Consider the following 25,093-nt stretch of genomic DNA (forward strand, 5'->3'; position numbering starts at 1 on the left):
CGAGCATGAAGCAATAAAACGCTGTATAATTGTGCTCTATGTCTATTTACTCTGGTGAGTGATTTATCCCACCACTGACGAAGTGTGAGTAATCAATACTATGTTGACTAATATCCAAAGCGATCTACCCGAATGGGCAGCAAAAATTTATCCAGAGAGCAAAGGCTGGGATCGTATTCGTAAGAACTGGCGTTTTCGTTTGTGGGCGTTGCTGCATCCCCAAGCTGTGCGGCGGATGTTATCACTGGTTGAGCAGCCTATTCTCGCTAAGGTGCTGAATGACAATCCACAGCTATTAGAAAGACCACTTAAACCCTACCTCTGTGTTGATTTATCGCTAATGCAAAGAGTGGAGTTCCTTGAGCAGCATTTTTTATTTGTCGCTGAGCGTTTTGGTGAGCGTTGTACGGAGATCATGTCTGATCAAGGTGTGAGCTTATTATCTATCGAAGATAAAAATGGCGAAGCCTATGATATCCGTTTAAACCGAGGAGCCAGTCGTGAGGGATCGATTGGTTTAAGCTTAGTGAATCAAGCGGGGACTACGATTTATTCGATTAGCTTTCATTTTTCTGATCACGGTAAAACGGTGTATATTGGAGCTTTGCAAGGCCCAAGTGAAAAGATTGAAAATCGTCAGCAAATCATTAAAGATTTAACGCGTACAGTACACGGCTTACGGACGAAAGCATTAATGGTTGAGTTAGCCTTATTAGTATCTCGTCAGTTGGGTGTTGATCGCTGTTATGCGATTTCTAATCGCGGCCATATTTACCAAGCGCTGCGTTATATTGGTTCTAAGCGTAATAAAGTCAGTTTTGATTATGATGAGCTATGGACAGAATATGAGGCAGAGAAAATCAGTCGTTATAGGTATCGCGTTGCGATGATGCCAGCACGTAAAGAGATCGAGACCTTAAACCGTAATAAACGTCGCCTGTATACCAAACGTTATCAATGGTTAGATGAGTTAGAGTTAGCTATTGGTGAGCGACTTAAGCAATTGAGCTGTTAATTATTCAAATTGTACAACAATATCCTTTCATAATGTCACGTCTATAGTAGATGAAGGGCTGCTCAGCCCTTTATTTAATCTATCCCCTTCCTATTTGAAGCTGCAGCGGTATTGGCTACGTTCGTTCACCCAATCACATAGCCTATCTATGTGCATGGGGACTCACTCACTTGTCGCCTGCCTGCAACTCCAAGTTGTTTGGGTATATGGTTTAATGAAAGGTCTCAATATAGAGATTTTCCACCTTACTTCTTGCCCATTCTGTACGACGTAAAAACTTCAAGGAAGATTTGATTGACGGATCGCTTTTAAAACAGTTTAGGCTAATTCGTTGCGCTAATCCTTGCCAGCCATAATGTTCTACCAATTGAGTCAGAATTTTTTCTAAGGTTAGGCCGTGTAAAGGATTATGCGGCTGCGCATGCGGATCGTTTGTGTGCATAAAAATAGCATAAGTGATGATTGAGCTGCCAAGTATAGCGTGCTTAGTAATAAATGTGCAGTAGGGCAGATCTTTGCATCATCAAGATGCCAATTTGTTGGTTATTTGTTAGCTTATGGTTTCTTTTTGTGGTTGCTTTCTACTTATGGCGTTTAGCATAGATTATATCGAACCATCATTGCTGACCGGCCAAATCAACTCATGAGTCAAGGAATCGATGAGCAGAGTGAACATTAAATGGCTGAATGAGCTTTAATATGCGATCAACGAATACCTTATTAGTATTGATGGTTGGTATGAATTCGACGCTGATTGGCATCGGCTTATCTCGCTTTGCATTTACCCCTTTAATACCGATGTTATCGAGCGAGGGGTGGTTTTCGGTCATTGAGACCAGTTACCTCGGTAGCTTGAATTTACTGGGCTATTTGATTGGTGCCTTGAGTGCTCATCGTTTAGCGCAGCAGGTCGGAGATCGCTTATTATTGACCGTTGCTGCTTTGGTGGTCAGTGTTAGTTATTTTGTCTGTTTTTTGCCTATCCACTATCTGTGGGTTGCTGGTTGGCGTGTTCTTGCTGGTGTTGCTGGTGGACATTTAATGGTCATTGGCCCAGCATTCGCTTTGCTGCATAGCCATAAAAATTATCGCAATGCGGTTATGACTATGATCTTCATGGGCATAGGTTTAGGTGTAGTACTTTCTTCTGCGATTATCCCGCTCCTACTTCGTTTTAGTCTTTCGATAATCTGGTTAGCTATCGGTAGTCTCTCTTTGTGTATTAGTGCTGTGATGATATTCGGCTTACGGCAACTGCCTGCTATATCTCACTCATCTTTATCCTCGGAACCTTCATCGTCTTTTGCCATTGGTGCTGTTTGGTTAGTGATTGCGGCTTATGCGCTTGATGCCGCCGGTTTTATTATTCCGCACACCATTTTTTGGGTTGATTATTTGGTTCGTGAGCGGAACTTCACGCAACCACAAGCGTTATGGTTGTGGTTTGCGTTTGGCGGTGGCTGTCTTAGCGGGCCATTGATTGCCAAATGGTTGGTATCGCAATTATCTTGGCACAGAGCGCTCTGGGTTGCTTACGCACTCAAAGCGTTCGCCATTCTTTTGCCAGTGCTGACCGCGATGCCAGTGTTGCTGTTTTGTTCAGCTTTCATCGTCGGAGCATTGACACCAGGTATTGTCGCGTTAACCGCAGGCCGAATTGCTGAGTTAGTTGGCACGACACGGCATCAATATTATTGGGGTAGGGCAACGGCTGGTTTTGCTTTATTACAAGCATTATCGGGTTGGGGCATGTCCTTTTATTATCAGAAAGTAGGTGAGTACGCCCCGCTATTTATCACGGCGGCACTATTGATGTTATTCGCTTTGCTCTGTATTTCGGCAAGTCCATTTTTTCGATCAAAATCGGTGAAACAGTCATGTTAACGCTTTATTTAAATGCCACTTCCCCTTATGCGCGGTTAGTGCGCATTTGTGCACTAGAAAAACAAATTCCGTTAAATTTAGCCATGGTCGATCCGTGGGGTTCACCGGATACACTTTTGCAGGTTAACCCAGCGGCAAAAGTTCCCGTGTTAATCACGGACGCAGGTGTTGCCTTGAGTGAAACCTTACTTATCCTGCAATACTTGGATATTCACTCTCCTTGTGCGCCGAGAATGGATGATGATGAGCAAGTGATGCAATGGTTAGGTCTAGGACAAGCATTAATGGATAGCGCTTTTCAGACGGTGATCGCCAATAAATATGGTGAGCCCGATGGAGGTGAATTGGCTTTGCGTCGTCAGCATGCCATACAGAGAATGTTGACTCAGCTTGAAAGTCAATGCTTACCGTTTGCTAACAAACCATTCACCACTGCCCATTGTTCGATTGCAGTAGGATTAGCTTATCTCGATTTTCGTTTGAGTAAGCTGAATTGGCAACGCTCTTATCCACAGTTAGCAAGCTGGTACGCACAAATCACACAGCGCCCCAGTTTTCAACAAACTCAATTTTCCTAGTGAGCCCACGGATTTCTGCTCGCTATCTTGAGTCATGCTCAGTACGATAACGGTTTGTTCAATATCAATGTGAAGTAGACATGACTCGTACCCGTATTCTTATTTCTGAATCAACCAATCCTTGGTTTAACTTAGCGGTTGAAGATACGATTTTCCGCTCGATGCCCGCCGATCAGCGTATCCTGTTTTTGTGGCGCAATGCCGATACTGTCGTTATTGGACGAGCGCAAAATCCATGGCGAGAGTGCCGAACTGAGCGCATGGAACACGATGGAGTGAAACTGGCGCGCCGACAGACGGGTGGTGGCGCGGTTTTTCATGATTTGGGCAATACTAATTTTACTTTTATGGCGGGCAAACCTGAGTACGATAAACAGGTGTCGACGCAGATTGTATTAGCGGGATTACAACAACTGGGTATTCACGGCGTGGCCAATGGACGTAATGATTTGGTGCTGCAAGATGAAGACGGGGTGCGCAAGTTCTCTGGCTCAGCTTATCGAGAAACGCTTGATCGCGGCTTTCATCACGGCACTTTACTCTTGAGTGCGGACATGAGCCGCTTAGCGGATTACCTTAACCCTGATCCCAAAAAACTGCAGGCGAAAGGGATTACTTCGGTTAAGTCTCGTGTGATTAACCTTAATAGCGTTAAAGCGGATATTGACCACCAGCAAGTATGCGATGCGATCATCCACGCTTATTTACAGCATTACCAACAAGATGCCCAAGTTGAGTATATTTCTCCTGAACAGTTTACTAATTTGCCTGATTTTGAAGATAAGTTTTCGAAACAAAGCAGTTGGGATTGGAACTTTGGCCAAACCCCACCTTTTACTCATCATTTGGATGAGCGTTTTACATGGGGAGGAGTAGAAATCTTTCTCGATGTTGAGCAAGGGGTCATTCAGCAAGCGACGATTTTCAGTGATATGCTCGATCCTTACCCGATGGAGCGATTAGCCCAAAAAATGACTCATATACCCTATGATCGCTGTGCTATTGCTTTGTGCATTGAGCAATTAGCACAGCAACACTCAGAGTATGCAAAGGAGCTGAAAGAGTTGTCAGCATGGATAATGACCGCTTGTTGAGTATTGACTGAGTGAGCCATCCTCTCTTATGCCAAAACCAAACATAGCCAAGCCACACTTACTGATCGGCTTGTAGATAATAACCCATGCCGCGTTTGGTTTTGAGCAGTGGGGCGGTAAAAGGGTCGTCAATTTTTTTGCGTAATCGGCGCATGTAAACATCGACCACATTGGTTAATGGATCTTGATGCATTCCCCAAACGTTAGCCAGAATTCGCTCGCGACTAAAAATATGCCCAGGTTTATTCATCAATAATTCCAAAATTGACAGCTCTTTGGCGGTCAACTCAATGAGTTGATTGTCTCGTGTGACCTGCATTGTTGGCAAACAGAGCACTAAATCTGCGACTTGTAGTGTGGGTAATGGACTGGATTCAGAGTGACGTCGCTGTAGAGCATCTAAACGAGCTAGTAACTCTTCAAAATGGAATGGCTTAGCAAGATAATCGTCTGCGCCGGTACGCAAGCCTTTGACTCGTTCATCGACATCGCCTAGGGCAGAGAGCATTAAGATGCGGACATCAATGCCTGCCGAGCGAATTTGTTGGCAGATGGTCAGTCCATCACAATGAGGTAGCATGCGATCTAAAATCAGCAGATCAGGTTCATAGCTGATGACCGTTTCTACTGCGTATTGGCCATCATTCAGGTGTTGGATCTGATGACCTTCTGCTTTTAAGCCTCGTTCGATAAAACTTGCGATTCTAGGATCATCTTCAATTAATAAAATGCGCATCCTAAACCTCTTCCAGTGGAAAGCTAAGGGTCACTTGGCTACCTTGATTAAGCTGGCTAGCGATCTTGATCTCGCCATTTAATTGTTTAGCCATGCTCTGAGCTAAGGTTAAGCCTATACCGAGTCCGTCAGGACGATATTGTTTGCCATTGTTAGCGCGAAAATAGCGTTCAAAAATACGCTCAAGGTCATCGCTAGCGATACCAATACCTTGATCGCTGAGCTGAAACAATACTTGGTTGGGTTCGAGCATTAACGTTAGTGTAAGTGGCTGTTTTTTCGGGTCATAACGTAATGCATTATCAACAATAATACGGATAATCATTAATAGTTTATCTAAGTCGGTATAGCAAATCAGCGTTTGCCAATTGGCTTGTGCTGGATGAGTCGACTCAACGATAACCTGTTGCGAGTTGGCGAGTAAGTTCGCTTGCCGCCCAACCGCTTGCCAAATGGTCTCAAGTGTCATCGCGGTGAGAGTCGGCTGAAATAATTGTTCATCTTGGCGGATCAGCATTAATAGATCATCAATTCGGTAAGATAAATGCGTCGCCGACTCATTAATGCGCTGTAAGGCTTGTCGATACTCGTCATCACTATTGTGACGACTGCGTAGGGTGATTTGCGCTTCGCCTAAAATAGCCGTTGCTGGGGTGCGTAGCTCGTGGCTGACGTTAGCAAAAAACTCTTTTTGCTGATGTTTGGCTTTTTCTAGGGTTTGTAGGGCTTGAGCGAGTTCTTGGGTGCGCGCGGTCACTTCTTTTTCAATCAGCTGGCGCGAAGCCATTTCCTGTTGCTGGGCTTGCTCTAGGCTTTGTGCCATATAGTTGAAGTGGCGAGCGAGGGTTTTCAGCTCATAAGGACCACTGATGGCAATTCGGTGATTCAGTTGACCTTGCTCTAAAGCGGTGGTGCTTTTGACCAATTCAGCCAGCGGTTTTGATAAGGTCCTTAGCAGCCAACCACCTAATAATCCGCCTAAAATCACGCCAATCACCGCGAGGCTGATGATCACGCTTCTCACATTCGATAACGCGCTCATCGCTGCACTTTCATAACGAGTGGTACGTTGTTGTTGCACACTGATCGCTTGATTGAGTAACTGGCGAAGATCGGTGTTATCTACTTGATCAAACGACTGGCTAAGTAGCAGCCAGCGTTCATCATCATCGGTGATTTTAGCGATTTCCCATGAGCGTAGCGCCTGTTTTAAACTGGCGAAGTTGGTTTCAAATAAAGAGATGACTTTAATTTGCTGAGTAATTTCCGCAAAGTCTTGCTGAGTTAAACTCTGTTGCTGAGCTTGCTCGGTGAGCTGATTGAGCTTTTCTAGTAAATCTTCAATTTTGGCAAAGCGTAGGTCGCGTTTTAAGGTACTGCCATCTTTTATCAATAGATACTCGGCAAGCCAGATCTTCAATTGTTGTTTTTCGGTACTCAGTTGCATGAAGTTTTGCAAAATTTGGCTAGAAATTTGTCCACGCTGAATATGCTCATTCGCGACGTGATTTGACCAATAAGCCGCTCCTGCCTGAGCCAAAATCAGCGACAGTAAAAGTGCCAAAACAAACGATAATTGATAGCGAAACACAGCCATTTCCTCACAGCATAGCGTTAATAAATGCAGAGTAAGCGATTTATGCACTCACGGTAAACTATGTTCATCTTAGGTTAATCTTCGCACTAGGGTTAGGTTCATTGAAGCGCGCTACAGTCGTCACTCAAATTACCTAAACCAGTAAGGCAGAGACTATGCAACGTATCCATAAAACACTTTCCATTTCAGCACTATTATTATCCAGCGTGTTACCGTGGGCAGCTCAGGCTTCTTCGCCAGTTGTTAACAATAATATTACTCATCAAGAAGTGCTCAATGCTCAACAGGCATGGGGCGAGGCATTAATCAATATCAGCCAAACTTATGAAAAGCAAGGCCATGCAGCGGCAAAAACGTTAGCCAGCCAAGTGTTGGATCAAGCTTATGGTTACCAACAAGGCGCGGTACTTTTCAAACCGACGCTCGCCAGTGGTCAGCAAACGTTTCGTACCGATGTGGCTGGAGCGTTAGCCTATTTTGTCGGTGGCAATAGTGATTATGCGCAAGACTCTGGCTTTGCTTTAAAAGGTTGGAAGGAATACCGTTTTGAGAATGCTGCGGTTTATATTAATGGTGATTTAGCCTTGACCATGGGCAATGTCATATTGGTTGATAAGCAAGGGCAAACCACGATGGTTGATAAAAGCTGGGCCTTTAAGAAAGATGAGCAAGGTCAACTTCGTATCGTCTTGCACCACTCTTCTTTACCTTATCAACCTTAAGGCTTAATACCATTAAGCTTCGATACAGAGCCGGTGGCGATGCGACCGGCTTTTTCTATTTGGGCCATTTAATACACTATTATCGGCGTTTACTATGACTATGATGTAGATGATGTTTTTCCTTTAACTGCTGACGAAACCGAGCGAGATGAAATTGGGATCGAGGTTGCTGACCGCATTTTCTATGACTATGTTGATGCTGTGAATCTAGGCGCTGTTGGTGATTATCATCGACAAAGAAAGAGGCTACGCTCGCGGTTAATAAACCAAAGAGGGTGATGCCCGTTAACATGAGAAACACCGCAACGCCGCGGCCAAAAGCGGTCACTGGATACATATCGCCGTAGCCTACGGTGGTAATGGTGGTCATTGCCCACCAAAGCGCATCACTATAATCTTCAATTGGACTGTCGCTGCCTCTCTCCACCAAATAGACAAACGCTGAACTTAGCATCACGGTTAATAAGCTGGTTAAGCCAATAAAACTGAGGGTTTTTTGCCGTAAGACCGCTTTGGTTTGCCGCCAGGTTCTCGGTAAAATAAACAGAATACGTATAAAACGTAATGGTCTTAGGAATGGCATCGCAACAATCAAGACATCTGGCCAATTTTGCATTAAATAGCGGCCACGTTGTTGGCTGAGCAAAATTTTAATGGCTAATTCAGTAGCGAAAACGCCCCACACTAACCAAATCAATTGATTGATAAAGTGGCGTTCTTCTTGGTCTAGCTGAGCGACATCGGGTATTAAAGCCAATAGTACATAGATAAGCGATAAGATAAGCATTGGCACTTCGGTTTTGCTCTCGAAGGCGGCCAGTAATTTTGCGCGTTGTTTCGGGTTCATAATTCTAATGTCATTGTGCGTGGTTTGATAAAAGGTTGTCTGCGTTTAGATGCTATCGGTTAATTGAGTGATACGCGCGCAGAGTGCTTCGGCTAATTGGTGGCTAGCGAGGTTGCGCTCAATGATTGAGTGGGCGAGTTTTCCTTGTTGTATCACCCTGAGCCATTCATCGATCATCGCGCTAAATCCTTTGTTGGTCAGCATCGGTGTCCAATCTGGCGAAGCCAGTCGTTGCGGCTGATTATTCTGCCAGTGTATGCCTTCAGAAAAAGAGTGAAATTGATAACTTTGATTAACGAACTGCGCACTGACAGATTCACTCGTAATACCAAATTGTCGATTCATTGAAGCATGCAACAAAGTGGCTCCATGTTGCCATTGAATATCGATACGCGCTAACTGTTTGCCGGCCATTTGATGGGTGATGTAAGCGTCTTGCAAATCGGCTTTAGCGTAGAGATTGATACTGTCTAATGGATGGATGAAGTCATCAAACAAGAAGGTACGAATATCACCAGGTAAAGCATGGCGATTTTTCTCCCAGCGTAAGCCGAGTAAGTCGTCTCGTAAGCCTTGCTGTACTCCGACCAAATGTTGATTTAATAGAGGAAGGTGGCGACGATTAAACCCGACATAAAGCGGTTGTTGGTACTGTTCAGCTAATGCGTACAATTGTTCGCAATCAGCCGCGCTGTTTGCTAATGGTTTATCGACAAATGTGGCGATGCCATGACGTAAGAAAAAAGCCGCAATCTCAGGATGAGCGGCCGTTGCCGCGTGGATCATCACGGCATCGACTTGGAATTTGAGCAGATCTTGATACTGGGTACAGGTTTTAGTGATCCGATATTGAGCGGCTAAATGCGCAAGAGTGTGCTGATTTCGAGTGCAAAACACCAGTTCAATCTCGGGACGTTGGGTTATCACGGGTAAGTAAGCTTTTTGGGCGATATCCCCCAAGCCAATAATGCCTATTTTGATCATCGTTATCTAAACTGGTTCACTTCACAATGAGAGCAAGACTAACACTTGCTCTAAAAATCGGTAAGTGCATTGCCGAGAAATTGGGAAGACGATCTTTGTCATTCCTAAGATAAATCCGAGAACGAGTCATACAATAGGCCATAATGATTTAAAACGGACTTTCTTTATTGAGTTCATTACAAACCTCAATAATCGCTAAGGAAAGTCCAGAGCGGATCACTTGCTGTTGGCGCTGTAGTTGTAAGTGATAAAAGTCGAGATCGATGTCGCCATCAGGATCAACCATCGTCACGGGTAACAACCCTCTGTTTTGGACAAGATTTAATGCTTTTATGGCGTGAATCACTTTGGGATCGGTAAAGCTGTACTCCATGGCATCACTATTCAATTGATTACGCAGTTTGATGATGGCTTCGATATCATGATAAGTGTCGTCGGTCACCACGCCTAGGCCGTATAAGAGCTTTAAGCGAACAGAAAGGTTACCAAGTGGTCCAGTGTCGTCTAATAATGGTCCAACAACCGATTGCACCGCAAAATTATCTTTTCGAAAAATACGCTGCATCAGTGCATCAACCGCTTGGGTTAATATGTCAACGGTTGTGATAAAAAAGCCACGCACAGAGGGGGCGTTGTTCAGTTGTTCTAAAATATCGATTTCGTCAATTTTCTGTGCCATATACTATCTAATTTAAGGTTGAGATGGGAAGGCGGTGTCCTTCCCATCTTAGTGTCACGTTAAAGCTGATGATAAATTGCTTCAATTTTTTGTACTTCGACACTGTTTTCTTTTAAGCCTGAATAATGTGCCAGCGTTTTTGGGATCCCGCGTTCTTTGAGTGAAGCTTGCAATTCAATGGATTGCGGATCGTTAAGGTTGGTATATTTTAGGGCGGCGGCAATCCCTTTCAGTAAGGTTGTATTGTCTGTGCCGTACTCTATTGTACCGAGTAATGGTTTGATTAATCTATCATTCGGCCCTAATTTTCGTAGAGGTTGGCGTCCAACGCGATCCACTTCATCGACTAAGTAAGGATTTGCAAAACGCGATAAGATTTTTTCGATGTACGCATGATGCATTGTGCGATCAAACCCATAACGCTGGATGAGCACTTCGCCACTCTCTTGCATCGCTTGTTTTACTTCGGCGCGTATCTCTGGGTCTTCAATGGCTTGACGAATGGTATGGTGTCCTTTCAAACAGCCCAAGTAAGCAGTAATACAGTGTCCGGTATTGAGGGTAAACAGTTTCCTTTCGATAAAGGCCATCAGATTTTGGGTGGTTTCCATGCCCTTGATACAAGGAATTTCGCCTTTAAACTGCTGCTCATCGACAATCCATTCGCTGAAGCTTTCAACCGTGACGTCAAGTGGATCATCGTTGGCGGCTTCGGCGGGAGGGACAATTCGATCGACGGCTGAGTCAACAAATCCAATATATTGTTCAGCTTTGGCTTGGAGATCAGAGGATAAATACTTAAACACCTCAGTTTTTAAATGGCTAGTGCCTCGTACCATATTTTCACAAGCGATAATATTGAGAGGTTGTTGATTACCGGCCGCAAAACGCGCTTCAATCCCTTTGGCGATGGTTTTTGCAATCATATCCAATACGGCGGGACCGACAGCCGTGGTGACTAAATCGGTGTTAACCATTCGTTCAATGAGCTCATGGCTGGCGGAGTTAACGGCGGTTACCTTAGTAACGGTATCAATCTGACAGTCATGACCGACAATCTTAACTTTATACTGTTGTTGATGACTAAGTTGATCCACTAAGGGTTCATTAACATCGGCGAATGTGACTTGAATGTGCGCATCGGCGAGTAGTTTTCCAATAAAACCACGGCCAATATTACCGGCACCAAAATGTACTGCATTTTTCATAATTCATTACCTACCAAATAGTGACTGACAAAGATTAGGGTGAGGTCAGCATAAATAGCGGGGGATGCTGACCTCGTTTGCCTCAAGAGCAAAGGCAATTAGGCCGCTTGGGCATTGTTCAAAATTGCCAAGATCTCTTTGATGTTATTGGTCGAGGTCAGGGTGTTGATGGCCTCTGGATCATCAAGGGCATTGGTAATGGCAGTAATGACTTGAATATGGTCATCATTTTTGGCGGCAATACCGATCACTAATTTGGCGATATCGTTTTCATCGTCGCTAAATTGGACGCCGGATGGGTACTGACAAATGACAATACCCGTTTTGATGACTCGATCTTTGGCTTCAATCGTGCCGTGAGGAACCGCGATCGATTCACCTAAGTAGGTCGAGACTAATTGTTCTCTCGCAAGCATCGCATCGACATATTCCGGGTGCACGTAGCCAAGTTCTACTAACTTATTACCAGCAAAGCGAATGGCTTCCTCTTTATGGCTGGCGGTTAAACCCAGGTAGATATTGTCTTTCTGTAAGCTAAAGATGGAAGGTTGCTGAGGGTCAAAATACTCATCATTAGCGGCGACTAACGGTGCTTTAATGAGACAACTGTCATTGGCTGCTTTGGGATGTATGGCGGCCAGCAGTTGGATGACTAATTGGTTATACATATCGCTATCAAGAAAATTGGTGAGTGATAGATGCTGGGCATTAGGAGCGTGTTTACGCGCTCTGTCGGTGAGATCTTTATGGGTGATCACAATATCCACATCTTGTGGCAAGTTATTGATCGCCAGATTTGTGATGGTGACGTTTAAGCCCGCTGCTTGCGCTTTCTTACGCAATAAACTGGCCCCCATCGCGCTTGATCCCATCCCTGCATCACAGGCCACAATGATGCTTTTGACATGGTTTAGTTTGAGATCATGCTTAGCTGGCGACGGTTTAGCTTGTTCTGTTGTTGTGGATTTTAACGTGTTCATTTGCGCAGTAGCTTTGGCGAGTGAATCTTGAACGCCCTCTTCATCGGTTGAATGCTGAGCTTTCATGAGAATAGCAGCAACAATGAAGGAGACGGCAGCTGCGGCAAAAATAGAGCAGATCACACCAAGCATGGAGGCTTTATTGGTCATTAATAAAATGGCAAAAATAGAACCCGGTGAAGCAGGAGAGACAATACCCGCATTGAATAGCGTTAAGGTAAAAATGCCCGTCATTCCGCCAGCAATCGCGGCTAAGATCAAGCGAGGATTCATCAGTATGTAAGGGAAGTAGATCTCATGAATACCACCGAAAAAGTGAATAATCGTTGCTCCACCAGCGGTTTGACGAGCGGTCCCTTTACCAAACACCATATAGGCCAATAAGATACCTAATCCCGGTCCTGGGTTAGCCTCAATCAGGAAGAAAATGGATTGCCCTGTTTCGCTGGCTTGTTGAATGCCAAGTGGGGAGAAAATACCGTGATTAATGGCATTGTTAAGAAATAGAATTTTCGCAGGTTCGACGAAAATGGATGTTAATGGAAGTAGGTGTGCTGCGACCAAAAAGTTAACGCCAGCCGCTAAAACATCCGAGAGTACTTTGACAAAAGGGCCGATTAAATAAAAGGCGATGACGGCGCAGATCATACCGATAATACCAGCAGAGAAATTGTTCACTAACATTTCGAAGCCGCTTTTAATCTTGCCATCAACACGTTTGTCAAAGTATTTGATGGCCCAGCCGCCCATCGGTCCGACTATCATTGCGCCCATAAACATAGGAATGTCCGTACCGACGATAACCCCCATGGTGGTTATTGCACCGACAACGGCACCTCGTTCACCACCGATTAACTTACCCCCGGTATAACCGATCAGCAGAGGCAGCAAGTAGGTGATCATCGGGCCAACTAAAGAAGCTAATGTTTCATTGGGTAACCAACCTGTAGGAATAAAAAGTGCGGTAATAAAGCCCCAAGCGATAAACGCACCAATATTGGGCATAACCATGTTTGATAAGAAACGGCCAAAATTTTGTATCTTGACCTTAGCATCTGGTGATAACATATCCGTTCCCCGTTCGATGTTCTAAAGAAGTAGTGTGATAACGGTTCGTCTAAAACCGTTGGTTGCTTAGTACCCAATCAATCTATCACACAATTTTACGTTAGAGCTGACAACGGGTTTTTTGTGATCTATCACGCTATAACTGTCTTTTATCTGCGCTCATTGCGTGATCCTCTTCACCATCTTGCTGTGTAATTAATTTACATTTCATTTGTTTTTGTTTTGTCAATTACTTTTAGTTGCGCCATGTATCATTTTGGTAAATTTAAATTTATTGCAAATAGTGACTAATCTCACAATCAAGAGAAGATGATTTATCTGTGTGAATCATTGTGTGATCTATGTCTCGCGCGAGATTTTATCTATTATTAAAAAACTAAATAACCGACGATGTTTAAATGATTTCTGTAATTTAAGTACAGTTTGATAAGAGGGAGTGAAGACGTTTTATCAGAATATTCCTTCGCTGATGGTTTTCTCATCTGATGTTATTGGATGGTGAAGAGGGTTAGTATCGCTCGCTATCTTTGCACACAGTTACAGCGACATTCATTGCTTCTTTATCTATGCTTATGGTGAATGGAATCGTTTGATGTTGATTTGCAATCTCAAGTTGTTTCGGGATATCAGTGTCAGATAGAGAGGCTATTTATCGCAACTTATTATAAAAATAAAAAAGAGATCCATGTCAGAAGCTGCTTAACCTAGTGTAGTCCAATCAAGCAAAACGTTTAGTCATTGCGGGTTACCTGCTAGAATCAAAAAATTCCACCTTAGTATTAATAGAATCAATGAAAGAAAAGGTTACTGTTTCTGTTTCATCTATCCACGGCACGCGACACTTCCATTTAGGTAAGTGGTATCGGCATGTTTTAAAAACAGTGGGTTATACTGCCTTGGCTGCGTTGCTCACCATTGGCGGAGTGATTTATTACTTGTCCAGTGAAGTGGATTTTGCCAAATTAAAGCAGCAAGAATTAGAGAATCAATCTTCTTCATTACTGGGCGAGCTATCTTCACTGCAAGAACTAAAAAATAATCTAGAACATGATTTACAAGAGCGTGAAGAAAAAATGCAGTTGGTTGCCGATCGATTAGGCGATCTCGAAAAAGTCTTAGGGGTAGAAGACAGTGGTGCGGAATTAGAATCTCGTTTAGACACGGCTGCGATAACCTCTTCGGTCAGAATGGTGATGTTAACCCAAATCCCCAGTGGTGCTCCTGTTCATGAAGCTCGAATTTCGTCAGGATACGGTAAGCGAACTCATCCTGTGACAGGCAACGTTTTATTCCACCGTGGGCAAGATTTCGCGGTCAATATTGGTACTCCTGTCTACGCGCCAGCGGATGGGGTAGTGGAAGTCACTCGGGCGAGTAACCAAGGTTCGGGTAACTTTTTGCGCTTACAACATGCTTATGGTTTTTCAAGCTCTTATTCGCACTTACAAAAGTTTGCGGTGAAAAGTGGTGATTTTGTACAAAAGGGCGATCTGATTGCTTATTCGGGTAATACCGGTCTCTCTTCTGGGCCTCATTTACATTACGAAGTACGTTTTGTCGGTCGACCATTAGATCCTAAACCGTTTGTCGATTGGGGTATAAATGATTTTGAAAGTTTATTTAGTCAAGTAAGAGGTATTCGATGGGAATCTTTAGTAAACAAAGTCGAACTCAGAGTCAGCGCGCAGCTACAACTCTCATCGCAAAAGGCTGTTCAATTAGCGGACAACTCCGGTTAGAAGACAATATTCAAATCGATGGTCTCGTCGATGGACAACTGCATGTTATCAAGACGATTGTGGTTAGTGAAAGTGGTGCGGTAAATGGTGATATTTTTGCGCAACATGTGATCATTAACGGTGCATTTGAAGGCACTTGTCACGCCGACAAAATCGAGATTTTAAGTAAAGGGGTAGTTAATGGCACTCTGTATACTGACGATCTGAGTATTGAACAAGGTGGACGTTTTAATGGCATGACTCACCCTGCTGCTGGTGAAAATGTCACTCAATTAGTCGATGCGGTTGACGCCAAGGAAACCAAAAATACGAAAATCCACAAAGAGATAAAACCCGCGACTAAAGGCTCAAGTCTGTAATTAAAAGTCTGCTGGCACTTCAAAGGTCATTTTTTGATGATGATAGGGATGATAAAAGCTTAACTTCTGAGCATGTAGACACAGTCTTTCAGCGGCTTGCCCATACAGATCATCGCCAACGATAGGAAAACCCAATCCATCAGGATGAGCGCAGTGGACGCGCAACTGATGGGTTCGTCCCGTATGAGGGTATAAATTCACTCGGGTTTGGCCTTGTTCAATCGCTACCTTTTCCCACCGTGTCTGCGCCGATTTTCCCGTCTCCAAGCATACTTTTTGTCTTGGCCGATCGTCTCGATCAGCGGCGAGAGGTAGTGTGATATCACCGCCATCATGCTCAAGCTCACCGGCTAATAAAGCCACATACTGCTTGTCAATTTGCCGAGTAATAAATTGTTTTTGTAGGGATTTATTCGCTCGGCGCGTTAGGGCAAAGACTAATAGCCCGGATGTCGACATATCTAAGCGATGCAACACAAACGGACCTTCACCGTCAGGAAATTGCTCTGCTAAGCGGGTGAAGACGGAATCTTTAATATTCACTCCCGGTACGGATAAAAACTCAGCAGGTTTGTTGATAACGACGATCGCCTCGTCTTGGTAGACGATCTCGATTTGTTTACCCTCGGCAGGATTCACTAACAGTGGATTATCTTCTAACGGCATACCTTTAAGCATGTGTGCCAAAATCGGTTGGCACTTACTTTGGCATGCAGGATAAAACTTACCGTGCTGGCGGATCTCCGATTTCGGTGAGCTACCCCACCAAAATTCCGCTAAGGCGATTGGGGTTAATTGGTGCTGAAAAGCATAATGCAGTAATTTCGGTGCTGCGCATTCTCCTGCCCCAGCTGGTGGAACGGGGTTGGCACACTCGGCAAAAATAGCATTAAGGTTTCTTTTCTCTCCGTACTGATTGAGAAAAAAATAATGAGAAAAAAGCTGATGTTGTAAACGGGCTGAACGTTGCTTACGCTCTTGCTTAAGTGTTGTTATGGTCTGATTGAGCTGGTTAAGTTCTTCATCTAACGCGGCGATTTTTTGCTGCCATTCAAGCTTAAGTTGTTTTAATTGCCATTTCTCTTGCACGCTTTGCTGGGCAAGTTGGTTGAACAGCGCTTGTTGTTCCGCTGTCGTTGCTTGACTAGACGCCGTGGCGCGCTGTTGTTTTCGCTGCGCTCGGCTGTCGATCATTGTTTTTTGCTGCGTGCTAATCGCTTGCTTCGCTTGTTCTTGGCAGGCCTGTAAAGCTTCAATAAGAGCGCTGCGCTGTTCTGAGTGCATTAACTGGTTAATTTGCTGATTTATTTCGGCGATATGGTTGGCTTCTGCGCTAAAAAAAGCCGCTGGTGTAAAACGATCAAACACTGGCGGTACAAAACCGGGGAGATGATCTTGCTCGGCGAGCTGACCAGAAAATGCAGCGAGATATCCCAATTGCTGTTGAGCATTTTTCACCACTAAAACGCCAAACATTTTTCCGTGACCGTCGCTTTGTTGCTCAATGCCAAAAGGGTGGACCCAATGATTTTGTGTCGTTAGATGAATCTGTAGCTGTTTGGCGGCAATCAGTGCTAAAGGATGTGGCTGATAACAAAACGGATAAGTGAAGCGCTCAGGTAACGGGATAGCAGTGATGTCGGTTGCAAATGGAGTGAAGCAATGGGCAGGCATAGTGAAGACAACAGTGGTTAAAAACAAGGGAGAGTTTACTGCGCTTGGCGTAAAAAGTCAGTATTTCTCCCTAAGCTTGAGCAAAACAACCTATTTATAGCATCGGTAACACAGACAACAGCAATAATCCGCCCATAGCACCATTAAACCAACGGACATAGCGTGGATGATTCATCCACTGGCTTAGCTGCTTACCGGCCACCGTCCAGACGCTTACCGATGGTATATTGACCATAGCAAATACCAAGGCGATGACCATTAATTGTATCCAACTTGCCTGTTGGTTAAACACACTTACAGCGGTGAGTGCCATTGACCAGCCTTTCGGATTTACCCACTGAAAAAGTGCCGCAGCAGTAAAGGTCATCGGTTGATAGTGCTGCGTTGTTTGTGAGGGGTTACTCAAGGCTATTTTTACGGCTAAATAGACTAAGTAGGCGGTGCAGATGATTTGCAGTCCGTATTGCAGCATTGGATAACGATGAAACAGTTCGGTGAGTCCAACACCAACCAGCAGCACCATGATACTGAATCCTAAAATAATGCCCAACATATGAGGAATGGTCCGTACAAATCCGACGTTGGCTCCTGAGGTCATGAGCATGATGTTGTTTGGACCGGGTGAAAAAGTAGAAACAAAGGCGAATGCGATGAGTGGTCCCCATTGTGTGTAATCCATGAGCGGCTCTTGTTAAGTAAATGATGAGAAAATAATAATGGTATTGTTGGGCAATATTGTGTTTATATTTGTTTTAAATGACCTTAATTAGCAATAAAAATGATTTATGGATAGATTTGACGAAAGAATATTGCAAGCGCTTCAGGCGGATGGGCGGATCTCTAATGTCGAGCTTGCCGAGCGGGTAGGGTTATCACCCTCAGCGACACTCAGAAGAGTGCAAGAGCTTGAGCGCAAGAAAGTCATTAAAGGCTATCGAGTGATCGTCGATAAAAGCCAACTTGATATTGGGTTTGTGGCGTATGTTGCGATTGGTTTAAATAGCCATACCAAAAAGGCACAACTCAGTTTTGAAGAGCACGTACGCTTTGCTAAAGAGGTGGTGGAGTGTCATAACATTACTGGAATGAATGAGTACTTACTTCGTGTTGAGACTAAAGATCTCAGTGCTTATAAGCGCTTTCATGCGGATGTGTTAGGTGAATGCCTAACGGTAAAATCCATTAGCACTATGGTCGTCATGGATTCTCCAAAAGATGCCCGCCAGTAGTGAGCATCTTTTCATCCTATTTTTAGGGTCTGTTGACCTTTCGAACAAAATTTAATCGCGAAAGGTCAACAGACCCTAGTGTCCGAGAAACTAAAAGATACAGTGTTTCGCGTATGAGGCGGCTTGATTGGCTGTCCAATCGCCTTTCGGTTTCTCTTGCATATCCTCACACCACTCTTGACTACCCACTTCAGTTTGTAATACGCAGTGTTTAGCAAAATCCACAGCTCCTTGTGCGCTCCATTCACTTTTAGGTTTCTCACGCATCTCTTGGCACCAAGAGCTAGTACCTACTTCGCTTTCACAAGCAGTGAGAGCCAAGGTACTGAGCAATAATAACGCTAATTTTTTCATTGTTGATCTACCGATAAAGAAAACGTAAGTCATCATACCTAAGTCGCCCTAGAACAAGCCATGCTTTCAGGTCATTTTTCTTTTTTTCCTACCGTAATTGCCGCTATGACTCAGCCGATAATTGATTGGCTGATAAAAATCTCAGTGATCATTCTCACTATTTATTCATCATCAAATATCGATAAAACGATCCAACTCACAGTCTGATTTTAATCTAGATGCAAAGCAAAAAAGTGACGTTATTATGCTATCGAAACGTTTCGATGAGTGTTTTGTCAATAAAAACTGTCGAGATGGGTCCTTGCTTCACCTCAACGTGCACTGAAATAAAGGTCAAATAATGAAAAAAAGTCTCCTCCTAAACGCAGAGCTCTCTTATCTAGTGGCAACGTTAGGTCATAGCGATGAAATTACGATTGGCGATGCTGGCTTACCGATTGACGATTCTGTACAGCGGATCGATTTAGCTTTAACACAGGGTATCCCGAGTTTTTTGGATACGGTACGAGCCATCCTCAGCGAAATGCAAGTGCAAGCGGTGCTATTGGCTAACGAGTTTGCTCAAGTCAGCCCTGATTTACATAGCGAATTACTCGCTGAGTTACACCGCGAGCAACAGAAAACAGGCCAACCTATTGCGATTGAGTATCTTAGCCATGATGAGTTTAAAACTCGTACGGTTGCCAGCCGCGCGGTGGTAAGAACTGGTGAGTGTACACCCTATGCCAATGTGATTTTTCAATCGGGTGTGGTGTTTTAGCGTTCGATTTTGTGATTCAACGATGAGGAGGAGTGATGACTCAACCGATTTTAGCTCTCAGTCAGATTGATAAAGCTTTTCCTGGTGTGAAGGCGCTTGATCAAGCTTGTTTAAACGTCTATCCCGGTCGAGTCATGGCCTTGATGGGAGAAAATGGTGCTGGCAAATCGACCTTAATGAAAGTATTGACTGGGATCTACAGCAAAGATGCCGGTACCATCGACTATCAAGGTCAACCAGCCAGTTTCAAAGGTCCTAGGGATTCTCAGCAAGCGGGGATCAGTATTATTCATCAGGAGTTGAACCTGATCCCGCAGCTGACAATTGCAGAAAACATTTTTCTTGGCCGAGAAAAAACCAGCGCTTTTGGCCGCATTTTGTGGCAAGAGATGTACGCGGAAGCCGATCAACTGTTAGCTCGTCTTAATGTAAAACACAGTGCCAAAACCTTGCTCGGTGAGCTGAGTCTTGGTGAACAGCAGATGGTGGAAATCGCCAAGGCGCTGTCCTTTGAGTCCAAAGTGATCATCATGGATGAGCCAACCGACGCATTAACCGATACCGAAACCGCTTCATTGTTTAACGTGATTAATGAATTGCGCGACCAAGGTTGTGGCATCGTTTATATCTCTCATCGTTTAAAAGAAATTTTTGAAATTTGCGATGATATTACCGTGTTGCGAGATGGCAAATTCATCGGTCAATGCCAAGTCAGTGAGACTGATGAAGATGGTCTGATTGAAATGATGGTTGGGCGTAAATTAGAAGAGCAGTATCCACGTATTGACGTTGAGCCAGAAAATAAAGTTTGTCTCGAAGTGATAGGTTTGACCGGATCGGGGATTCATGATGTCAGCTTTACCCTGCGTCGAGGAGAGATTTTAGGTATCTCTGGCTTGATGGGAGCGGGACGTAGCGAATTAATGAAGGTGATTTATGGCGCGCTGCCTTCTGAGCGGGGCGTGATTAATCTTAATGGCCGCACCATTAACCCCGTTAGCCCGCAAGATGGTTTAGCCAATGGTATTGCCTACATCTCAGAAGATCGCAAAGGCGATGGTCTGGTACTCGGTTTATCAGTCAAAGAAAATATGTCGCTGTGTGCCCTCGATAAACTGACCAAGGGCATACAAATTCAGCATGGCGCAGAAGCGACTGCGGTAGAAGATTTCATTCAACTGTTCAATATAAAAACCCCTTCTCGCAACCAGATCATTGGTCATCTTTCAGGTGGGAATCAGCAAAAAGTGGCGATCGCCAAAGGCTTAATGACGAAACCTAAGGTACTGATTTTAGATGAACCGACACGTGGCGTTGATGTCGGTGCGAAAAAAGAAATCTATCAATTAATCAATAAGTTTAAAGCGCAAGGGATGAGTATCATTTTAGTTTCATCGGAAATGCCAGAGGTACTTGGTATGAGCGATCGAATTTTAGTGATGCATGAAGGGCGGATCAGTGGCGAATTTGATGCCAAGCAAGCCAATCAAGAAAATCTTTTAGCGTGTGCCGTTGGCAAAACCTTGAACGAGGAAGCAGCATGAATAGTAAAACTCTAAGTAATCAGACGCCAGACGGTGGTAAAAAGTGGTTTAGTAAAGCGTGGTTGATTGAACAAAAGTCACTGATTGCTCTGCTATTTTTAGTCGTTGTGGTGTCATTTTTAAATCCCAACTTTTTTACCGTCGACAACATACTGAATATTTTACGTCAGACATCAGTGAACGCGATCATTGCGGTTGGTATGACTTTAGTTATTTTAACCGCGGGCATTGATCTCAGTGTTGGCTCTGTGTTGGCCCTATGTGGAGCGTTTGCTGCCAGTCTGATTGCCCTTGAAGTTCCGGTTATGGTGGCGGTACCAACGGCTTTATTGGCTGGCGCGGCGCTAGGGGGTATCAGTGGCATCATTATCGCCAAAGGCAAGGTACAAGCTTTTATTGCCACTCTCGTTACTATGACGCTGCTGCGTGGCGTCACCATGGTTTATACCGATGGGCGTCCTATTTCAACCGGCTTTACCGATACCGCTGATGCGTTTGCTTGGTTTGGTACGGGTTACGCATTAGGCATTCCTGTACCCGTTTGGATGATGGTGGTGGTATTTGCGGCGGCGTGGTACTTGCTCAATCACACACGTTTTGGTCGTTATATTTATGCCATGGGTGGTAATGAGTCAGCGGCGCGTTTATCCGGTATCAATGTTGATCGCGTCAAAATCGGTGTGTACGCCATTTGTGGTCTGTTATCGGCTTTGGCGGGCATCATTGTTACTTCTCGGCTCTCTTCTGCGCAACCTACGGCAGGCATGGGCTATGAGCTGGATGCGATTGCAGCGGTTGTATTAGGCGGTACCAGCTTAATGGGCGGTAAAGGTCGGATTATGGGCACCTTAATTGGCGCACTGATCATCGGCTTTTTAAATAACGCATTGAACTTACTCGATGTGACCTCTTACTACCAGATGATAGCGAAAGCGGCGGTTATATTGCTGGCTGTGCTGGTGGACAATAAAAATAAGTAAAACGTGAACCTACCAGATGCAAGCCTGCTTTCATCTGGTTCCCCCTACCAAAAAAAGGATGATTAACATGAAAAAACTTGCGACGTTAATTTCTGCTGCGCTGTTATCGGCTTCGGTATCGGTCTCTGCTTCAGCTAAAGACACGATTGCCATTGTCGTTTCAACCCTGAACAATCCATTCTTTGTCACCATGAAAGATGGTGCGGAAGCGAAAGCCAAAGACTTAGGCTATAACCTGATCGTTTTGGACTCGCAAAACGATCCGAGTAAAGAGCTGTCGAACGTAGAAGATCTCACGGTTCGAGGTGTAAAAGCGATTTTAATTAACCCAACCGATTCTGATGCCGTATCAAACGCTATCCGCCGAGCCAATCGCGCGAATATCCCTGTGGTAACGTTGGATCGTGGTGCGAGCCGTGGTGAGGTAGTCAGTCATATCGCTTCGGATAACGTAATGGGCGGAGAGATGGCTGGCCAGTTTATCATCGAAAAAATTGGTGAAAAAGCCAAAGTCATTCAGCTCGAAGGGATCGCCGGCACCTCCGCGGCTCGTGAACGCGGACAAGGTTTTATGAACGCAGTTAAAGAGCATGATATGGTTTTACTTGCCAGCCAACCTGCTGACTTTGATCGCACCAAAGGATTAAACGTCATGGAAAATTTACTGGCATCAAACCCAAGCGTGCAAGCTGTTTTTGCGCAAAATGATGAAATGGCATTGGGCGCGCTGCGCGCAGTGCAAGCGTCTGGTAAAAACATTTTGATTGTTGGTTTTGATGGTACTGACGACGGCATTGCCGCAGTAAAACGTGGTCAGTTAGGGGCAACGGTCGCTCAGCAACCCGACATGATTGGCGCTTTAGGGGTTGAAACCGCTGATAAGATCCTCAAAGGTCAGACGGTTGAGGCTTATCTTCCTGTGCCGCTGAAAATTATCAGTCAATAACTCACCTATCGTATACCTCGCTCTGAGTATAGAGCGAGGTTTTCTATCTTATAGAAGGATAATTCTTATGAACCAATTGGTGGTATTAGGTAGTGTCAATGCTGACCATGTTCTACAAGTCCCTACTTTTCCTCGTCCTGGAGAAACGCTTCATGGCCGAAATTATCAAGTCATCCCTGGTGGTAAAGGTGCAAACCAAGCGGTTGCCGCCGCGCGCTTAACAGCGGATATTGGCTTTATTGCCTGTGTGGGTGATGATGCCTTTGGTATCGAAAGTTGTGAACGTTTTAAGCTGGATGGAATGGATATTCGTGGTGTGAAAGTACAAGCGGATTGCCCAACAGGCATTGCGATGATCCAAGTTTCTGACCATGGTGAAAACAGCATTTGTCTTTCGGCTGAGGCTAATGACCGATTAACCGCAGAAGCGATCGAAGATGACCTACCACGTATTCGTGCCGCCAGCTACTTGTTAATGCAACTTGAAACACCGATTGACGGCATCATTAAAGCGGCGCAAGTCGCTAAACAAGCGAAAACGAATGTGGTGCTCAACCCAGCGCCAGCCCGTGAGTTGCCATCGAGTTTGCTCAGTTGTGTTGATGTGATCACTCCTAATGAAACAGAAGCGCAAGTGCTCACCGGCATTACCGTCACCGATGATGCTTCAGCCCAGCAAGCTGCAACAGTGTTACATCAGCAAGGCATTGAAATTGTTATTATTACCCTAGGCGCAAAAGGGGTTTGGTTAAGTGAAAATGGGCGTGGACAACTGATCCCCGGTTTTCGCGTCTCGGCCACCGACACCACCGCCGCGGGCGATACATTTAATGGTGCGTTTGTGACTGGATTGTTAGAGAATATGTCTTTAGAATCAGCGATTAAGTTTGCTCATGCCGCAGCAGCGATTTCAGTTACTCGTTTTGGCGCACAAACGTCGATTCCGACTCGCCAAGAAGTGGATGAATTTTTAGCTCAGCATCAATAAGGGATAAGATGATATGGCAACCATGAAAGATATTGCGCGCGTTGCAGGGGTTTCGACTTCCACGGTTAGCCATGTGATCAATAAAACTCGTTATGTCAGTGATGATATTGCCGAGCGAGTCAATAAAGCCGCGAAAGATCTCAATTACGCGCCTTCTGCTTTGGCACGTAGTTTAAAAATGAATCGTACCCGTACCATTGGTATGTTAGTGACTACCTCAACCAACCCATTTTTCGGAGAAGTCGTTAAAGGGGTTGAGCGCAGCTGCTATCAACAAGGTTATAGCCTGATCTTATGTAATACCGAAGGGGATAATCAACGCATGAAAGCGTCGATTAATACCCTATTACAAAAACGAGTCGATGGCTTAATTTTAATGTGCTCGACCTTAGAAGGCGAACGGATTGAAGTCTTTGAGCGCTATCCTGATATTCCAGTGGTGGTTATGGATTGGGGGCCAATGCTATTTGCCAGTGATAAAATCCAAGATAACTCGCTGCGTGGTGGCTATATGGCGACCCAGTACTTAATTGAATGTGGTCATCAATCCATCGGCTGTATTACTGGACCACTGAGTCGTCATCAAGCACAAATGCGCTATGAAGGTTATAAACGAGCCATGTTAGAAGCGGGCTTAAGCATCAATCCTGACTGGATTACTGAGTCTGATTTTGAATGTGAAGGAGGCGCGCAAGCCCTGTATCGATTGCAAAAAAAAGGACCATTACCCAGCGCAATTTTTGTTAGTAATGACATGATGGCCATGGGGGTGATTCATGCCGCCAGTGACCTTGATATTGCTATTCCAGAGCAGCTTTCGATCATCGGTTATGATGATATTCATATCGCGAATTTTATGACGCCGTCTTTGACGACTATTCATCAGCCTAAATACCGTTTAGGTCAGGCAGCGATCGAAACACTGTTAAATAAGCTTGAAAATCAGAGCCGCGAGCCTCAAGTGGTTCAACTAGAACCAACACTGGTTGTCCGTCAGAGTGTGAAAGTAAAATAGAAAGTGAACCGTGCGGTTCACTTCTTCTCCGTATTATTATTTCTTTAACATCTATCCCTTTGCTACTTCAAGAAGCAGAGCGAATTGACGATGTTCGTTTGCTCCTAGCATAT

At 44.5% G+C, this 25,093-nt stretch carries 25 protein-coding genes; 14 read left to right on the top strand and 11 right to left on the bottom strand.

Annotated features, from left to right (window positions below):
* Nucleotides 1-100: 100 nt before the first annotated feature.
* Nucleotides 101-1,015, top strand: a complete 915-nt coding sequence (locus VIB_RS14010) for a VirK/YbjX family protein (RefSeq protein WP_040905219.1) — start codon at nt 101-103, stop codon at nt 1,013-1,015.
* A gap of 211 nt (nt 1,016-1,226) precedes the next feature.
* Here the strand turns inward: VIB_RS14010 and VIB_RS17400 are convergent, their stop codons facing one another.
* On the bottom strand, nt 1,227-1,457 hold the full coding sequence (locus VIB_RS17400) for a VF530 family protein (protein WP_083797782.1): 231 nt from the start codon (nt 1,455-1,457) through the stop codon (nt 1,227-1,229).
* Nucleotides 1,458-1,714: 257 nt separating this feature from the next.
* On the opposite strand from VIB_RS17400, the gene VIB_RS14015 reads away from it, so the two are divergent.
* From VIB_RS14015 to VIB_RS14025, 3 genes are all read left to right on the top strand, one after another.
* Nucleotides 1,715-2,899 (top strand): YbfB/YjiJ family MFS transporter, encoded by a 1,185-nt coding sequence (locus VIB_RS14015; protein ID WP_004396861.1) that lies wholly within the window; start codon nt 1,715-1,717, stop codon nt 2,897-2,899.
* Nucleotides 2,893-3,477 carry a glutathione S-transferase family protein gene (locus VIB_RS14020; RefSeq protein ID WP_004396862.1) on the top strand — a complete coding sequence of 195 codons (585 nt, stop codon included), beginning with the start codon at nt 2,893-2,895 and terminating at the stop codon, nt 3,475-3,477. Before VIB_RS14015 ends, VIB_RS14020 begins: the two co-directional genes overlap by 7 nt.
* 80 nt (nt 3,478-3,557) lie before the next feature.
* Nucleotides 3,558-4,571, top strand: a complete 1,014-nt coding sequence (locus VIB_RS14025) for a lipoate--protein ligase (protein WP_004396863.1) — start codon at nt 3,558-3,560, stop codon at nt 4,569-4,571.
* A 58-nt stretch (nt 4,572-4,629) separates the two neighbouring features.
* Here the strand turns inward: VIB_RS14025 and VIB_RS14030 are convergent, their stop codons facing one another.
* Together VIB_RS14030 and VIB_RS14035 are read right to left on the bottom strand one after the other, a co-directional pair.
* Nucleotides 4,630-5,307 carry a response regulator transcription factor gene (locus tag VIB_RS14030; protein ID WP_004396864.1) on the bottom strand — a complete coding sequence of 226 codons (678 nt, stop codon included), beginning with the start codon at nt 5,305-5,307 and terminating at the stop codon, nt 4,630-4,632.
* 1 nt (nt 5,308) lies between these two features.
* The gene (locus VIB_RS14035) at nt 5,309-6,898 is read right to left on the bottom strand and encodes a HAMP domain-containing sensor histidine kinase (protein WP_040905519.1); all 1,590 of its coding nucleotides are present in this window, start codon (nt 6,896-6,898) and stop codon (nt 5,309-5,311) included.
* Nucleotides 6,899-7,059: 161 nt separating this feature from the next.
* Between VIB_RS14035 and VIB_RS14040 the strand changes: the two genes are divergently transcribed.
* Nucleotides 7,060-7,626: a phosphoribosyl-AMP cyclohydrolase gene (locus VIB_RS14040; protein WP_040905221.1), complete on the top strand. Its 567-nt coding sequence runs from the start codon at nt 7,060-7,062 to the stop codon at nt 7,624-7,626.
* Nucleotides 7,627-7,705: 79 nt separating this feature from the next.
* Here the strand turns inward: VIB_RS14040 and VIB_RS14045 are convergent, their stop codons facing one another.
* The 5 genes from VIB_RS14045 to VIB_RS14065 all read right to left on the bottom strand — a co-directional run bounded on the left by VIB_RS14045 (nt 7,706) and on the right by VIB_RS14065 (nt 13,392).
* Nucleotides 7,706-8,473: a potassium channel family protein gene (locus VIB_RS14045; RefSeq protein WP_004396867.1), complete on the bottom strand. Its 768-nt coding sequence runs from the start codon at nt 8,471-8,473 to the stop codon at nt 7,706-7,708.
* Between the two features lie 45 nt (nt 8,474-8,518).
* Nucleotides 8,519-9,454 (bottom strand): Gfo/Idh/MocA family protein, encoded by a 936-nt coding sequence (locus VIB_RS14050; protein WP_040905522.1) that lies wholly within the window; start codon nt 9,452-9,454, stop codon nt 8,519-8,521.
* Between the two features lie 151 nt (nt 9,455-9,605).
* On the bottom strand, nt 9,606-10,136 hold the full coding sequence (locus VIB_RS14055) for an MltR family transcriptional regulator (RefSeq protein WP_004396869.1): 531 nt from the start codon (nt 10,134-10,136) through the stop codon (nt 9,606-9,608).
* Between the two features lie 59 nt (nt 10,137-10,195).
* The gene (locus VIB_RS14060; RefSeq protein ID WP_004396870.1) at nt 10,196-11,344 is read right to left on the bottom strand and encodes a mannitol-1-phosphate 5-dehydrogenase; all 1,149 of its coding nucleotides are present in this window, start codon (nt 11,342-11,344) and stop codon (nt 10,196-10,198) included.
* Nucleotides 11,345-11,442: 98 nt separating this feature from the next.
* Nucleotides 11,443-13,392: a PTS mannitol transporter subunit IICBA gene (locus VIB_RS14065; protein WP_004396871.1), complete on the bottom strand. Its 1,950-nt coding sequence runs from the start codon at nt 13,390-13,392 to the stop codon at nt 11,443-11,445.
* Nucleotides 13,393-14,183: 791 nt separating this feature from the next.
* Between VIB_RS14065 and VIB_RS14070 the strand changes: the two genes are divergently transcribed.
* The gene (locus VIB_RS14070; protein WP_004396872.1) at nt 14,184-15,131 is read left to right on the top strand and encodes a M23 family metallopeptidase; all 948 of its coding nucleotides are present in this window, start codon (nt 14,184-14,186) and stop codon (nt 15,129-15,131) included.
* Complete coding sequence (locus VIB_RS14075; protein WP_072670865.1) at nt 15,035-15,490, top strand: bactofilin family protein; 456 nt, start codon at nt 15,035-15,037, stop codon at nt 15,488-15,490. The genes VIB_RS14070 and VIB_RS14075 overlap by 97 nt, the downstream gene beginning before the upstream one ends.
* Here VIB_RS14075 and VIB_RS14080 read toward each other — a convergent pair whose 3' ends face one another.
* Nucleotides 15,491-17,164 carry an RluA family pseudouridine synthase gene (locus VIB_RS14080; RefSeq protein WP_004396874.1) on the bottom strand — a complete coding sequence of 558 codons (1,674 nt, stop codon included), beginning with the start codon at nt 17,162-17,164 and terminating at the stop codon, nt 15,491-15,493.
* A 94-nt stretch (nt 17,165-17,258) separates the two neighbouring features.
* Nucleotides 17,259-17,843 carry a LysE family translocator gene (locus VIB_RS14085; RefSeq protein ID WP_040905223.1) on the bottom strand — a complete coding sequence of 195 codons (585 nt, stop codon included), beginning with the start codon at nt 17,841-17,843 and terminating at the stop codon, nt 17,259-17,261.
* A 106-nt stretch (nt 17,844-17,949) separates the two neighbouring features.
* On the opposite strand from VIB_RS14085, the gene VIB_RS14090 reads away from it, so the two are divergent.
* Complete coding sequence (locus VIB_RS14090; RefSeq protein ID WP_040905225.1) at nt 17,950-18,393, top strand: Lrp/AsnC family transcriptional regulator; 444 nt, start codon at nt 17,950-17,952, stop codon at nt 18,391-18,393.
* 90 nt (nt 18,394-18,483) lie between these two features.
* On the opposite strand, the gene VIB_RS14095 is transcribed toward VIB_RS14090, so the two are convergent.
* Nucleotides 18,484-18,747, bottom strand: a complete 264-nt coding sequence (locus tag VIB_RS14095) for a DUF3012 domain-containing protein (RefSeq protein WP_040905227.1) — start codon at nt 18,745-18,747, stop codon at nt 18,484-18,486.
* A gap of 340 nt (nt 18,748-19,087) precedes the next feature.
* Here VIB_RS14095 and rbsD point away from each other — a divergent pair, with 340 nt between their 5' ends.
* The 6 genes from rbsD to VIB_RS14125 all read left to right on the top strand — a co-directional run bounded on the left by rbsD (nt 19,088) and on the right by VIB_RS14125 (nt 24,980).
* Complete coding sequence (gene rbsD, locus VIB_RS14100) at nt 19,088-19,507, top strand: D-ribose pyranase (protein WP_004396877.1); 420 nt, start codon at nt 19,088-19,090, stop codon at nt 19,505-19,507.
* 35 nt (nt 19,508-19,542) lie between these two features.
* Nucleotides 19,543-21,051 (top strand): ribose ABC transporter ATP-binding protein RbsA, encoded by a 1,509-nt coding sequence (rbsA, locus tag VIB_RS14105; protein ID WP_040905229.1) that lies wholly within the window; start codon nt 19,543-19,545, stop codon nt 21,049-21,051.
* Entirely contained in the window at nt 21,048-22,031 is a 984-nt protein-coding gene (gene rbsC / locus VIB_RS14110) for a ribose ABC transporter permease (protein ID WP_004396879.1), read from the top strand. Before rbsA ends, rbsC begins: the two co-directional genes overlap by 4 nt.
* A gap of 67 nt (nt 22,032-22,098) precedes the next feature.
* Entirely contained in the window at nt 22,099-22,977 is an 879-nt protein-coding gene (gene rbsB / locus VIB_RS14115) for a ribose ABC transporter substrate-binding protein RbsB (RefSeq protein WP_004396880.1), read from the top strand.
* Between the two features lie 67 nt (nt 22,978-23,044).
* Complete coding sequence (gene rbsK / locus VIB_RS14120; RefSeq protein ID WP_004396881.1) at nt 23,045-23,965, top strand: ribokinase; 921 nt, start codon at nt 23,045-23,047, stop codon at nt 23,963-23,965.
* 13 nt (nt 23,966-23,978) lie between these two features.
* Nucleotides 23,979-24,980 (top strand): substrate-binding domain-containing protein, encoded by a 1,002-nt coding sequence (locus VIB_RS14125; protein WP_004396882.1) that lies wholly within the window; start codon nt 23,979-23,981, stop codon nt 24,978-24,980.
* Nucleotides 24,981-25,093: the final 113 nt, after the last annotated feature.

The organism is Vibrio metschnikovii CIP 69.14, assembly GCF_000176155.1.
Classification (GTDB): domain Bacteria; phylum Pseudomonadota; class Gammaproteobacteria; order Enterobacterales; family Vibrionaceae; genus Vibrio; species Vibrio metschnikovii.